11 protein-coding genes are annotated in these 13,239 nt (G+C 65.0%); 10 read left to right on the forward strand and 1 reads right to left on the reverse strand.

Annotated features, from left to right (window positions below):
- The first annotated feature begins 59 nt into the window (after positions 1-59).
- The 3 genes from ACX3OZ_RS04500 to ACX3OZ_RS04510 all read left to right on the forward strand — a co-directional run bounded on the left by ACX3OZ_RS04500 (position 60) and on the right by ACX3OZ_RS04510 (position 3,236).
- Positions 60-1,277, forward strand: coding sequence for an EAL domain-containing protein (locus tag ACX3OZ_RS04500; RefSeq protein ID WP_459096586.1), 1,218 nt, complete (start codon positions 60-62; stop codon positions 1,275-1,277).
- A 113-nt stretch (positions 1,278-1,390) separates the two neighbouring features.
- Entirely contained in the window at positions 1,391-2,257 is an 867-nt protein-coding gene (locus tag ACX3OZ_RS04505; protein WP_459096587.1) for a TIGR01459 family HAD-type hydrolase, read from the forward strand.
- 4 nt (positions 2,258-2,261) lie between these two features.
- Positions 2,262-3,236, forward strand: coding sequence for a bifunctional riboflavin kinase/FAD synthetase (locus tag ACX3OZ_RS04510; protein WP_459096588.1), 975 nt, complete (start codon positions 2,262-2,264; stop codon positions 3,234-3,236).
- Here the strand turns inward: ACX3OZ_RS04510 and ACX3OZ_RS04515 are convergent.
- Entirely contained in the window at positions 3,226-4,332 is a 1,107-nt protein-coding gene (locus tag ACX3OZ_RS04515) for a helix-turn-helix transcriptional regulator (protein ID WP_459096589.1), read from the reverse strand. The two genes, ACX3OZ_RS04510 and ACX3OZ_RS04515, sit on opposite strands and share 11 nt — an antisense overlap.
- A gap of 151 nt (positions 4,333-4,483) precedes the next feature.
- Here ACX3OZ_RS04515 and ACX3OZ_RS04520 point away from each other — a divergent pair, with 151 nt between their 5' ends.
- From ACX3OZ_RS04520 to rsmD, 7 genes are all read left to right on the forward strand, one after another.
- Positions 4,484-4,840: a hypothetical protein gene (locus ACX3OZ_RS04520; RefSeq protein ID WP_459096590.1), complete on the forward strand. Its 357-nt coding sequence runs from the start codon at positions 4,484-4,486 to the stop codon at positions 4,838-4,840.
- Positions 4,840-6,033: a glycosyltransferase gene (locus tag ACX3OZ_RS04525; protein ID WP_459103918.1), complete on the forward strand. Its 1,194-nt coding sequence runs from the start codon at positions 4,840-4,842 to the stop codon at positions 6,031-6,033. The genes ACX3OZ_RS04520 and ACX3OZ_RS04525 overlap by 1 nt, the downstream gene beginning before the upstream one ends.
- A 79-nt stretch (positions 6,034-6,112) precedes the next feature.
- The gene (gene ileS / locus ACX3OZ_RS04530; RefSeq protein ID WP_459096592.1) at positions 6,113-9,031 is read left to right on the forward strand and encodes an isoleucine--tRNA ligase; all 2,919 of its coding nucleotides are present in this window, start codon (positions 6,113-6,115) and stop codon (positions 9,029-9,031) included.
- Positions 9,032-9,182: 151 nt separating this feature from the next.
- The gene (gene lspA / locus ACX3OZ_RS04535) at positions 9,183-9,746 is read left to right on the forward strand and encodes a signal peptidase II (protein WP_459096593.1); all 564 of its coding nucleotides are present in this window, start codon (positions 9,183-9,185) and stop codon (positions 9,744-9,746) included.
- Between the two features lie 82 nt (positions 9,747-9,828).
- Positions 9,829-10,536, forward strand: coding sequence for a hypothetical protein (locus ACX3OZ_RS04540; RefSeq protein WP_459096594.1), 708 nt, complete (start codon positions 9,829-9,831; stop codon positions 10,534-10,536).
- A gap of 116 nt (positions 10,537-10,652) precedes the next feature.
- A complete protein-coding gene (locus tag ACX3OZ_RS04545; RefSeq protein ID WP_459096595.1) occupies positions 10,653-12,605 on the forward strand; it encodes a pseudouridine synthase in 1,953 nt (650 codons plus the stop codon).
- Between the two features lie 70 nt (positions 12,606-12,675).
- Positions 12,676-13,239 (forward strand): 16S rRNA (guanine(966)-N(2))-methyltransferase RsmD, encoded by a 564-nt coding sequence (gene rsmD / locus ACX3OZ_RS04550; RefSeq protein WP_459096596.1) that lies wholly within the window; start codon positions 12,676-12,678, stop codon positions 13,237-13,239.

Consider the following 13,239-nt stretch of genomic DNA (forward strand, 5'->3'; position numbering starts at 1 on the left):
CACGATGCTATGAGGGATGAGCCGAATCCCGGCATTCTGAAAGGGTTCGAGGTCCGCCCGTGCAGGCATTGGTCTACACGTTCATCGCCCTTGCTGCGGTCGCCATCGGCGCCGCCGCCTATTTCGGGCTGACCTTCACGCCTGCCGAGGCCGTTCTGGCAGCGGTGGTGTTTGGCTGCGTCTGTGTCGTGCTGCTGGAACGCAGCCTGCGCCAGCGCGCCGAGAACCGGCTGGAAAAAGGCATCGAGGATCTTTCCCGCCTGCTCGCCACCGACGCCCAGGCCGGCGCCGTGCTCGGCCAGCGCATCAACGCCATTACCGATATCAATCCCAGTGGACGCCTCGATGGCGTCGAGGCCGATATTTCGGTGCTGGGCACCGTCATTCGCCAGGTCGCCGAGGCGGTGGCCGACATCGAAGACCGGACCCGCCCGCCTGCTAGAAGCGAGCGCGTGCTGGCTGCTGCCCCGCCGCCGCCGGCCCAGCGCGAAAGCGAGCCGATCATCCCCCTGCAATTGCTGCGGCAGGCCGTGGCCGAAAACCGGCTGATCTACCATATCCAGCCGGTGGTGACGCTGCCGCAGCGCCGCCCGCAGGGCTATGACCTAGTCCCGCGCCTGATGCTGGAAGATGGCGATCTGGCCGACCGTGCCGATTTCATGCCCCGTCGCGGTGGCGAAGATGTGCTGCGCCAGATCGAGGGCGTTGGCCTGCTTGAAGCCATCACCATTTCCCGCCGCTCGCGCACCGGCGGGCAGCCGATCGCTCTCTATATTCCGCTGTCGCGCGCCACTTTGGGCGATGCGGCGGCGTCCGAGCAGCTCATGGCGACGATCGAGGCCAACCGCGCCATCGCTGCCGGCCTGATCTTTGCCATCAGCGCGGCTGACTGGCAGGAACTGACCCTGGCCGAGCGCGCCATTGCCGATGCCCTGGCGCGCAAGGGCGTTGGTTTTTCTATCACGGGCGTCAAATCGCTGCGCCTCGATATCGCCGAGTTCGCCGCCCAGGGCGTGCGCTCGCTGCGGATCGACGCCACCCATTTCATCGATGAGCCGGAAGCCTTCACCGATTTCCATGCCTCCGACATCGCCAATTACATCGCCCGCTTCGACATCAAGCTGATGGCCACCGGCATCACCAGCGAACGACAGATCATCGAGCTGCTGGAAGACGGGCTCGTGCTGGTGCAGGGGCCCCATATCGCCGCTCCCGGCCCGGTCCGCGCCGACCTGACGCTGGAGCCGGTCCGCCCGCAACTGCGCCGCGCCGAATAGGCACGGTCCGCCTCGCTGGGGTCTCCATACCAAGGTCGATGTCCGTTTCCCCTTGATCCCTACCCCCAAGCTGCCACATAGAACGCCCATCCTGTTCGCATCGGAATTTAGCGATGACCAGCCAATTGCCTTCGATCTCCGGCCTTGCCGAGCTTGCCACCCGCTACGACGCGGTGCTGAGTGATGTGTGGGGCGTCGTCCATAATGGCGTCGCCGCCTTTCCCAGCGCCGTCGAGGCCCTGGCCGAATATCGTCAGGCTGGCGGCAAAGTGGTGTTCATCACCAATGCGCCCCGCCCATCCGGCCCGATCATCGAGATGCTCGACCGGCTCGGCGTGCATCGCGGCGCCTATGATGCCATCGTCTCGTCCGGCGACGCCACCCGCGCCATGATTGCCAAATATCGCGGCAAAGCCATCCATCACGTCGGCCCGGCCACTGAGGATGACGCGCTCTATGAAGGGCTCGACGTGCGCCGCACCGGCGCCGATGAAGCCGAAGTCGTCGTCGTCACCGACCTCGATACCGATGACGATACCCCCGAGCTGTATCGTGAGCGGGCCAAATTCTGGCTCAGCCGCAAGCTGCCGATGATCTGCGCCAATCCCGACCGCGTGGTCGAGCATGGCGACAAGATCATCTATTGCGGCGGCGCGCTGGGCGATCTCTACGCCGCCATGGGCGGCATGGTGCTGATGGCTGGCAAACCCTATCAGCCGATCTACGAAGAGGCCTTCCGCCTCGCCGAGGTCGCTGCCGGCAAGCCGCTCGACAAGCGCCGCGTCCTCGCCATTGGCGATAGCGTGCGCACCGACGCCACCGGCGCCGCCCAGTTCGGCATTGATCTGCTGTTCGTCACCGGCTCGATCCACGCCGCCGAACTCGACGCCTTCGGCAAGCCCGATCCGCAGGCCATCGCCGATCTCGTGGCGCCCAGCCGCGCCACCATGGCCGGCTTCCTGCCGCGCCTGACCTGGTGAGATGATGGCCGGCTTCATTCGTCTTGATGCGCTGGATGCGGTGCCCACCAGCCTGCGCGGCGCCTATGTCGCCATCGGCAATTTCGACGGCGTGCATCGCGGCCATCAGACCGTGCTGAATACGCTCAAGGCCAGAGCCGCGCAGGCCGGCGTGCCCGCCATGGTGCTGACCTTCGAGCCCCATCCGCGCGATGTCTTCGCCCCGGCGCCCTTCATGTTCCGCCTCACCGATGGCGATGCCAAGGCGCGGCTGGTCGAGGCCTTTGGGCTCGACGCCATCACCATCCTGAATTTCGACCGCGTCTTCTCCCAGATCGAGGCCGAGGATTTCGTCTCCCGCTTTCTGGTCGAGGCGCTGGGCGTCACCGGCGTCATTGTCGGCGCCGATTTCCACTTCGGTCGCCAGCGTCGCGGCACCCCCAATTTCCTCAAGGCGGCTGGTGAAGCGCAGGGCTTTGCCGTGGAAATCCTCGACCTGATGGATGAGGGCGACGAGGTGATATCCTCCTCGCGCATCCGCGCCGCTCTGTCCGAGGGCGCCGTTACCGCCGCCAATCGGCTGCTGGGCTATCACTGGTTTTTCAATGGCTGCGTGGTCAAGGGCGACCAGCGGGGCCGGGAGCTCGGCTATCCCACCGCCAACACCATGACCCATGCCAATTTCCATCTGGCCCAGGGTGTTTACGCCGTGCGCGCCCGGCTGGGTGACCGGCTGTTCGATGGTGTCGCCGCCTATGGCAAGCCGATGTTCGACAATCAGCGCCCGCCCTTCGAGACGCATCTGTTCGATTTCGATGAGGATATTTACGGCCAGACCATCAGCGTGGCTCTGGTTGGCCATATCCGTGGCCAGGAGGTGTTCGCCGGCCTCGACGAGTTGATCACCGCCATGGACCGCGACAGCCGCAAGGCCCGCGAAGCCTTGGCCGCCGCCCAGCCATTGAGCGATCTGGACGCGAAACTGGGTTTTATTCGCTGATCGGCGGTGCGGGCTGTTCATCCAGCAATAGCCGCACCAGTTCAGCCTGCCGCCTCACGCCGGTCTTGTCGAAGATGGCGGTGAGTTGGCTGCGCGCCGTCGCCACCGAGATGCCGCGTGTCTCTGCCGCCCGCTTGCGCCCGCCGCCCCGCATGATTTCCCACGCCAGATTGGCCTCGGCCGGTGTCAGCCCATAGCGTTGCCGCAGGCGCTGGGTGACCTGCGCCATGCGCGCATCTGGATCGGTGATGAAGATCACCGCCAGTTGCGGGCTAAAGCCGGGCCACCAATTGCCAGCCGGGAAGGGCAGGCATTGCACCTGCAAGGGGGCTTGTCCTGCGGCGCGGCTGACCTGCATCATCCCTTCAGCGGCGGTCATCATGCCGCGCGCGCATTGCCCGATCAGCCGCTCCAGCGTCGCTGTCTCGCTGGCGCTGCTGCAGGTGAGCTGGCCGTCTTTCAGCACCAGTCCATCGCCGGGCGCGAGGATGGTCTCGGCGATGGCGTTGGCAGCGCGAATGGCGCCGCCGACCCCGACCAGCAGCGCGCCCCGGTCCAGATATTCCAGCGCCGCAAGGGCGCCCAGGCCGAGCGTCTGCGTCTCGTACAGCAACTGGTTGAACTGAAAGGCCCGGATCAGATGCGGCGTCACCACTGACATCAACTGAAGCGTGTCGGGCTCATATTGCCGCTTCCCCGAGATCATCAGGGTGGCTCGCCACCCTTGCGAGGTGGCCAAATTCAGCGCCGCGCCATGCAGATAGCCTTGCGGCACGCACCATTCATTATAAAAATCTCCCGCGCGAAAAACGGCGTGGTCGACCACCATCCGATCAAGCACCGGCCGGCCCACCGGGGTCGCATGCATCGCCAACTGCATGGCATTGCGCCGGTGATAATGCTCGGCATAGCTGCGGACTTTGTCAGGGTCTGTCCGCACGCTGACCAGCAGGGGCACATGCGCTGCCGTTTGTCCGCCCATGGTGGCGTCGATGCTGCCGGTCAGGTTGGCCAGGGTGCCGAGCGCGTGCTGCCACTGCGCCGGGTCGGCGCCCGCCGCATAGATGTCTTCGATCAGCCCGAGAATGGCGTCCATTTCGGTCCCTTGAGGGGCGCGAAGCACACTGCATACCTGTTTTGCCCTTTGTGCAAGTACCCCGCACGGTCCGGCTCGGCATCGAACATGTGTCGGATGCGGGCTCGCGCCCGGTTTTTTAGGGTTGGCTGATTTTGAAAAAGGTTAGCCCATGGAAAAGTACCGTCGTACCCGCCGCGCCATCACTGCCGCCACCGCTGCCGTTACCCTCGTCGCCGGGGCCGGGATGGCGGTCCAGGCTTCGGAAATTCAGCGCGCCTATGCGCAACACACGTCCACCTGCATCGGCCTGTTCTTCTCCGACCGGAAAGCGCACGCCGCCCAATGCCTGCCCAACCTCCATGGGGCGCCATCGATTATCACCAGCTCGGGCGGTCCTGCGCCGGTAATTGTCGGCCCGCCGCCGCCCGCTGTCGTGCCACCCGTTGTCGTGGTCGAGCCGCCGCCGCCACCGGAGTGCGAACTCGTCCCCGGCAATTGCGGCCCGGTCTGCCAGCAACTGGCCTGATGCCAAAAAATACTGGCCGCGTCCTGCTGGCTTGGGAAGGCGGGGCAGGGCGTGGCCATCTCACCACCCTCAAAGCCATGGCCGAGGCGCTTGGCGATGGCTTTGTCTATGACGCCGCGCTTTGCCGCATGGAGCATGCCGGCGAACTCGCGCCGCTCTGCGATCTTGTATTTGCCGGCGCCCGGCTGGGCCTTGATTCCACGCGCCGCGCCGCCGCCGGCAATCCCAATACTGCCAGCTGGGCCGAATTTCTCGGCGATCTGGGCTTTGCCAGTGCCGACCGGCTGATCCCCCAGATCGGGTGGTGGCTGGCCACCATCGAGGCGCGCCAGAGCAGCATGCTGATCGGCGATTTTTCGCCCATCGCGATGCTCGCAGCCCGCATCGCCGATATCCCGATGGTCGCCGTCGGCACCGGCTATTCCACGCCGCCGGCGGGCATGGACGATTTCCCCGTCCTGCTGGAGGAGCACACCACCCGCATCTATGCCGAGCGCGAGCTCACCAGTGCCGTCAACCGCGCCTTGCAGCATTTCGGCCTGCCGCCGATCACGCGGTTTTCCGATATTTATCGCGACGCCGTGTCGATGCCGCGCACTATTCCCGCTCTCGATCCCTACGGCCCGTGGCGTAGCGAGCCGCTCCTGCCGCCGCTCAACGAGGCGCTGCCGCGCGGATTGGGTGGTGGCGGCGATGAGATTTTCATCTATTTCTCGACCGCCGAGCGCGACGACCAGGCCTTGATGACTGCCATCGCCGGTCTGGCCCTGCCCACGCGGCTATTCATGCCGGGCATCGGCCCTGAGCTGGCCGCGCAGCTGACGTCGGCCGGCGTCATCATCGAACAGGCACCGGTACCGCTCGAACTGATCGCCCGCCGCAGCCGGCTGATGCTGCATGCCGGCCAGCATGGCAGCCTCTGCATGGCGCTGGGGCTGGGCCTGCCCCAGATTGCCTTCCCCCAGCATCTGGAGCATCTCTATCACGCCCGCCGCGCCGCCGTTTTCGGCACGGTGACGGTGTTCGAACCACATCAGCGCGACATCACAGCGATCCGGCAGGCCATCCACCAGGCCCATGCCGATGCGGGCCGCGCCCGTCGCGCCGTGGCGGTGTCCGATGAGCTCTATCCTGGCCTGTTTGGCGATCTTGCCGGTCTGGTGCGCCGGCGTTTGCTGCCGCTTCTGGCCTGACCGCCCCAAATCAACCTTTGCCCCTTGGGCCTGCCCTTGCTAAAAGGCGGCAAATCTCCCTTTACCGATTGCCGTTTCCATGACCGATACTGCCCCGGGCGCCGCCGAAACCGATTATTCGGCCACCCTGTTTTTGCCGGAAACCAACTTCCCCATGCGCGCCGGTCTGCCTGACCGCGAGCCGGGCTGGCTCAAGCGTTGGGAAGACATGGATATTTACGCGCTGCAGCGCGAGCAGGCCAAGGATCGGCCGCTGTTCACCATCCATGACGGCCCTCCATACGCCAATGGCAATATCCATATCGGTCACGCGCTCAACAAGACGCTGAAGGATCTGGTCTCGCGCTCGATGCAGATGCTGGGCTTCAACTCGGCCTATGTGCCGGGCTGGGACTGCCACGGCCTGCCCATCGAGTGGAAGATCGAGGAACAATACCGCGCCAAGGGCAAGGACAAGAACGACGTTCCGCTGGTCGAATTCCGCCAGGAATGCCGCACCTTTGCCGAGCAATGGGTCGATGTGCAGCGCACTGAATTCAAGCGTCTCGGCATCCTCGGCGAGTGGGACAATCCCTATCTCACCATGAGCTTTGACGCCGAAGCCCAGATCGCGCGCGAGCTGATGAAGGTCGCCACCAGCGGCCAGCTTTATCGTGGCTCCAAGCCGGTGATGTGGTCCGTGGTCGAGCGCACCGCGCTGGCCGAAGCCGAAATCGAATATGCCGATTACGAGAGCGACACCATCTGGGTGAAGTTCCCGGTCGCCGATGGCGCCTTTGCCGGTACCTCGGTGGTGATCTGGACCACCACGCCATGGACCATCCCGGCCAACCGCGCCATCACCTACTCGGCGCGTGTCGACTACAGCCTCTATGAAGTGACGCGGGCCCCGGCCGAGAACTGGGCCAAGATCGGCGAGAAATACATCATCGCTGACAAGTTGGCGGCCGAAGTGTTCGCCAAGGCCAAGGTCGAAGCCTACGAAAATCGCGGCGCTGTGCCCGCCGACGCTCTGGCATCCATGATCTGCCACCATCCGCTCAAGGGCCATGGCGGCGGCTATGACTTTGCCGTGCCGCTGCTCGATGGCGATCACGTCACCGATGATGCCGGCACCGGCTTCGTCCACACCGCGCCCGGCCACGGCCTCGAGGACTTCGAGCTGTGGATGAATTCGTCGCGCGTGCTGAAGGACAAGGGTATCGACCCGTCCATCCCCTATGCGGTCGATGATGGCGGCTTCTACACCAATGAAGCCCCCGGCTTCGATGGCGCCCGCGTCATCGATGACAACGGGAAGAAGGGCGATGCCAATAACCGCGTCATTGCTGCTTTGGCCGAGCGCAACGCCATGGTCGCCCGTGGTCGCGTCAAGCATTCCTATCCGCATTCCTGGCGCTCCAAGAAGCCGGTGATCTTCCGCAACACGCCGCAGTGGTTCGTCTATATGGACCGCGACATCATGGGCGCGTCGGGCGATACCCTGCGCCACCGCGCGCTCAACGCCATCGACGCCACCAAATTCTACCCCGCCGCCGGCCAGAACCGCCTGCGCGCCATGATCGCCGACCGCCCCGATTGGGTGTTGTCGCGCCAGCGCGCCTGGGGCGTGCCGATCACCGTCTTCGTCAACAAGGCGACCAACGCCCTCCTGCAGGATGAGGCGGTCAATCACCGCATCGCCCAGTCCTTCGAGGAAGAGGGCGCCGATGCCTGGTTCAAGCCCGGCGCTGCGGCCCGCTATCTCGGCGACGCCTATGCGGTCGACGACTATGAGATGGTCACCGACGTGCTCGACGTCTGGTTCGACAGCGGGACCACCCATGCCTGGGTGTTGCGCAATAAACAAAAATGGCCGCATCTGAAGTTCCCGGCCTCGCTCTATCTGGAAGGCTCGGACCAGCATCGCGGCTGGTTCCATTCCTCCTTGCTGGAAAGCTGCGCCACCAATGGTCACGCCCCTTATGAGGGCGTGCTGACGCACGGCTTCACCATGGATGGCGAAGGCCGCAAGATGAGCAAGTCGCTGGGCAATACCGTCGCCCCACAGGACATCATCAAGCAATATGGCGCCGACATTCTGCGCCTTTGGGTCGCTTCGTCCGACTATTCGGAAGATCTGCGGCTGGGCAAGGACATCATCCAGACCACGGTGGACAGCTATCGCAAGCTGCGCAATACCATGCGCTGGCTGCTCGGCAATCTGGCGCATTACCAGCCCAGCGACACGGTCGATTTCCGCGACATGCCCGAGCTGGAGCAGCTCATGCTGCATCGGCTGGCCCAGCTCGATAGCCAGGTGCGCACGGCGTATAAGGACTACGACTACCGCCGCATCGTCACGCTGCTCACCAACTTCATGAATATCGAGCTGTCGGCATTCTATTTCGATATCCGCAAGGACGCGCTCTATTGCGACCCGATCTCCTCGGGGACCCGCCGGGCGTCGCTGACGGTGCTCAATCATCTGTTCGATTGCCTCACCGCCTGGCTCGCCCCGATCCTGGTCTTCACCATGGAAGAAGTCTGGCTCGAGCGGCATCCTGAGGACGGCTCGTCCGTCCATCTGCGGCTCTTCCCCGAAGTGCCGGCCGACTGGCTCAACGACGATCTGGCCAGCAAGTGGACGCTGATCCGTGCGGTCCGCCGCGTGGTCACCGGCGCGTTGGAAATCGAGCGTCGCGAAAAGCGCATCGGCTCCTCGCTCGAAGCGGCGCCAAAGGTGTTCATTGCCGATGAGCGCTATGTGACCGCGCTCAAGGGCCAGGACCTCGCCGAAATCGCCATCACCTCGGCGATTGAGGTTGTGGCTGGTCCGGGCGAGGGTTTCACGCTGGATGACGTGCCCGGCATCGCCGTGGTGCCGGCACTGGCACAAGGCCAGCGCTGCGCCCGCTCGTGGAAGATCCTGCCCGAGGTTGGTTCGGACGCCGAATATCCCGACGTCTCCCCCCGCGACGCCCAGGCCCTGCGCGAACGCGCTGCGGCAGGGCTGTAATCGCCTTGGCGAATAGCCCCGGCCACCCCCTCCCAGCCTCCCCCTTCAAGGGGGAGGTGCGGTTCGGCGATAGTGGCTCGATCCAGTCAAATCCCCCGCATTCCACCTCCCCCTTGATGGGGGAGGCTGGGAGGGGGTGGTGGGAGTCCCGATGAATCTGAAATCCTTCTTCAACCCCACCGTCTATTTCTCCCTGACCATGGCCATCCTCGCCTTCGGCATCGACCGCGCCCACAAGGCGGTTCAGGTGTCGGCGGATTGCATCGCCATTGGCGCTGCGCCGTGCGTCGAGGTGTTCACCAGCTATGTGCCGTTCGCCATGACTGGCTGGCGCGGTGGCGAAATCCTGCGCGTCACTGATTTCTTCGATTATGTGCTGGTGTGGAATACCGGGATTTCCTATGGCTTGCTCGATGGCATGCCGGCCTGGGTGCTCGGCATGGTCATGGTCGTCGCCATCGTGGCGCTGTCGATCTGGTGGCTGCGGGCCGATTCCGCACTGGTCCGGATTGGGCTGGCGCTATGCATTGGCGGCGCGCTATCCAATGCGCTGGATCGCCTGATCTATGGCGCGGTGGCCGATTTTTTCCACCTGCATTGGGGCACCTGGTCCTTCTATATTTTCAACCTTGCCGACATCGCCATCACGGCTGGGGTGATCCTGCTGCTGGCCGATCTCATCGGGTTGGGGCGGCCGCGTCAGGTCGCCAATTAATGCCGCGACACGTTACCGCCAGAATCTGGTCTTAGGCCGCATAATGCGCTATAAGCGCCGCCGACATCGCGAAGGACGTTTCATGCGTATTGGATTGACCGGGCAGCAAGCTGCTCTGGAAACACTCAGCCGGGCCGGTATGGCAGCTCTTGGCCTTGTGCTGGCTGTGGCTCTGAGCGCGTGCACCACGGTTGAGGGCGGCAACGCCCTGACCGATTTCGGCACCTTCGAGCGTGAAGTGATGACAACCACGGCGCGCGGCGTCGGTCTGCTGCCGGGCGAAGCGCCCAAGGCGGACATCACCAACGCGCGCGCGCCACTGGTGCTGCCGGCCTCTGGCCAGGCGCTGCCAGCGCCGGCCAAGGAAGCTGCGCTGGCGCAGCTGCCGGTCAATAGCGACACGGTGCGCATTGACACCACCAATCTCACCGAGGCCGATATGCAGCGCCTGCGCAACGCCAAGGTGGTCGATTTGCGCTCGCTGTCCGGTCGCCCGCTGACCGAGCAGGAAGCCCGGACCCTGACCGCGCGCATGCGCGCCGCCAATATGTCGGTGTCCACCACCAGCAAGCGTCCGCTCTATCTGCCGCCCGATGAATATTTCACCCGCGTCGGCAATTCCGAGCTGGTCTGCTCGACCCCCGGTGGCGAATTGGTCTCGATCAACGATCCCAAATGCCCCGAGGCGGTGCGCAAGGCGATCCGCGCGAGCCAGACCGGTCCGAGCACCAGCGTCGACAGTTTCGGCGGTCGGGGCGTCAAGCTCACCGATTCCGAAATCGGGCTCTGACCCCAGCGCCAGTTCAAATTTTACAAGCGGCCGGATCATCCGGCCGCTTCGCCTTTTTCGCGCCGCCCGCCTGATCCCCAGGCCGATGGGTCCCGCATGACATGAAAGTACGCCCGATGAGCGACTCTGCCCCTACCAAACCCGACACCGGCGACCGTCTCGCCAAGGTCATTGCCCGTTCCGGGCTGTGCTCCCGCCGCGATGCCGAGGTGTGGATCACCGAGGGCCGCGTCGTGGTCAACGGCAAAAAAGTGCTGACCCCCGCCTTCAACGTCACCGAGCGTGACAAGATCATGGTCGATGACGCCCCGCTGGCCGCCCGTCAGGGCACCCGCGTCTGGCTGTATCATAAGCCTGCCGGCCTCGTGGTCACCGAGAAGGACCCCGAGGGTCGCGAGACCATTTTCGAGCATCTTGAAGCCCATGGCCTGCCGCGCGTCGTCACGGTTGGCCGTCTCGATATCAACACCGAAGGCCTGCTGCTGCTGACCAATGATGGCGGCCTCAAGCGCGTCCTCGAACTGCCGACCACCGGCTGGCTGCGCCGCTATCGCGTGCGCGCCCACGGCACCGTCACACAGGCGGCACTGGACAAGCTCAAGGACGGCATTGAGATCGATGGCATCCGCTATGGACCCATCGAAGCCACGCTGGAGCGCGAGCAGGGCGCCAATGTCTGGCTGGTGCTGGCGCTGCGCGAAGGCAAGAACCGCGAAGTCAAGAATGTGCTGGGCGCGCTGGGCCTCGACGTGAACCGGCTGATCCGGGTCAGCTTCGGCCCGTTCCAGCTCGGCGACATCCCGGTGGGTGCGGTCGAGACCATCAAGGCCAAGATGCTGCGCGATCAGCTCGGCAAGAAGCTGGCCGATGCCGCTGATGTCGATTTCGACAGCGAGATGCCGGCCGAAGCCAATGCGCTGATCGGCAAGCCGACCCGTGACCGCCTGACCGGCCGTGGCACCAATACCGTCGAAATCGCCCGTCAGCGTTTCCGCTTCACCGATGGCGCCGAAAAGACCGAAGAAGAAGTCCGCGCCGAACGCCCCCGGCAGGACCGTCCCGGCCGCTTCGACAGCCGCAAGCCAATGGTCAAGCGCGAAGAAGCGCGTGACGACGAATATGCACCACCGCCCCGCCAGATCCATTTTGACGATGAAGAGGGCCGTGCCTCCGAGGAATTTGTGGCTAAACTCAATACCCGCGTTGTGAAACGTCCCGATCGTGAAGACCAGTCGGCCAGCACCTTTGGCAAGGCCGCGCCCCGTCCCGCTGGCGGCAAGAAGCCGTTTGGCGAAAAGAAATCCTTCGGCGACAAGAAGCCGTTTGGTGACAAGAAATCCTTCGGCGACAAAAAGCCTTACGGCGATAAAAAGCCGTATGGTGACAAGAAGCCCTACGGTGACAAGAAGCCGTTTGGCGAGCGCCCGTCGCGCGACGGTGCTGGTCGTCCCGAGGGTGGCACCCGGCCGCCGCAGGGTCGTGAGTTCGTCGGTACGCCCCGCGGTCCGCGTCGCAGCGATGCGGTGGCTGATGGGGCTCCCCGCGAGTTCACGCCGCGCGTGCGTCCCGATAGTGAACGCGGCGACGGCGCTGCCTTCAAGGGCGAGGCCAAGCGTCCCGGCCGTAACTTCTCCGAAAAGCCGGCCCGCTTCCGCGCCGACGGCGAACGGCCGCAGCAGCGCAGCGAGCGCCCGCCGCAGCGCAGTGAACGTCCGCGCCAGGAACGCCCCGGCCGCGACGAATTCGGCTCCGAGGCCAAGACCTATGGCAAGCCGCGCATGCGTCCTGATGGCAAGCCCATGCCCAAGCGCGATGGCGCTGCACCCGTTCGGGGCCCGCGCCCCGGCGGCTTCGGCAAGCCGGGTGGCTTTGGCAAGCCTGCGGGCGGCGCTGGTCGTCCCGCTGGCGGCTTCGGCAAGCCCGGTGGTGGTGCTGGCCGGCCTGCAGGCGGTCGCCCCGCCGGTGGCCCTGGTCGCCCGTCCGGCGGTGCCGGTCGTCCCTCGGGCGGCGCTGGTCGCCCTTCCGGTGGTGCTGGTCGGCCTGCTGGTCCGCGTCGCCCCAAGGCCTAGGCTTCCCCACTATCATCACCCTCGGGCCTGACCCGGGGGTGATGTCTCAAGCATTCGAAAGACGAGTTTCATGCGCATCGTCGCCGGTAAATTTCGCGGTAAGGCCCTCAGCTCGCCTGCCGACGACTCCATCCGCCCCACCGCAGACCGCGTCCGCGAATCGATGTTCAACATCCTCGCCAGCCGCCTTGGTCCGGTATTCGACGGGGTGCGCGTGCTCGACCTGTTCGCCGGCACTGGCGCGCTGGGCTTCGAGGCCCTGTCGCGCGGCGCCAGCCATGTCACCTTCGTCGATATCGGTGCTGAAGCGCGCGGGCTGATCCGCGATCACATCGAAGCCTTCGGGGCAGGAGGCATCACCAAGCTGCTGCGCCGCGACGCCACCGCGTTGGGCACTCCGGGCACCTTTGGTCAGTTCGATCTGGTGTTTCTCGATCCGCCCTATGGTCAGGGCCTGGGCGAACAGGCACTGGCGCATATCGCCGCCAATGGCTGGCTCGCCCCTGGCGCCACGCTGGTATTCGAGGAAAGCGTCGACGCCAAGATCGAAATCCCGGCCGGCTTCACCCTGGAAGACCGCCGCGAATACGGCTCGGCGGCGGTGCATTTCTTGAGTTTTGGGTCGGCCGAATAG

The sequence above is a fragment of the Devosia sp. A369 genome (genome assembly GCF_054489345.1).

What these genes read in the sequence shown, in the direction of transcription:
- ACX3OZ_RS04505 (WP_459096587.1), top strand. Translation starts at nt 1,391, where the DNA reads ATGACCAGCCAATTGCCTTCGATCTCCGGCCTTGCCGAGCTTGCCACC.
- ACX3OZ_RS04510 (WP_459096588.1), top strand. Translation starts at nt 2,262, where the DNA reads ATGGCCGGCTTCATTCGTCTTGATGCGCTGGATGCGGTGCCCACCAGC.
- ACX3OZ_RS04515 (WP_459096589.1), bottom strand. Translation starts at nt 4,332, where the DNA reads ATGGACGCCATTCTCGGGCTGATCGAAGACATCTATGCGGCGGGCGCC.
- ACX3OZ_RS04520 (WP_459096590.1), top strand. Translation starts at nt 4,484, where the DNA reads ATGGAAAAGTACCGTCGTACCCGCCGCGCCATCACTGCCGCCACCGCT.
- ACX3OZ_RS04525 (WP_459103918.1), top strand. Translation starts at nt 4,840, where the DNA reads ATGCCAAAAAATACTGGCCGCGTCCTGCTGGCTTGGGAAGGCGGGGCA.
- ileS (WP_459096592.1), top strand. Translation starts at nt 6,113, where the DNA reads ATGACCGATACTGCCCCGGGCGCCGCCGAAACCGATTATTCGGCCACC.
- lspA (WP_459096593.1), top strand. Translation starts at nt 9,183, where the DNA reads ATGAATCTGAAATCCTTCTTCAACCCCACCGTCTATTTCTCCCTGACC.
- ACX3OZ_RS04540 (WP_459096594.1), top strand. Translation starts at nt 9,829, where the DNA reads ATGCGTATTGGATTGACCGGGCAGCAAGCTGCTCTGGAAACACTCAGC.
- ACX3OZ_RS04545 (WP_459096595.1), top strand. Translation starts at nt 10,653, where the DNA reads ATGAGCGACTCTGCCCCTACCAAACCCGACACCGGCGACCGTCTCGCC.
- rsmD (WP_459096596.1), top strand. Translation starts at nt 12,676, where the DNA reads ATGCGCATCGTCGCCGGTAAATTTCGCGGTAAGGCCCTCAGCTCGCCT.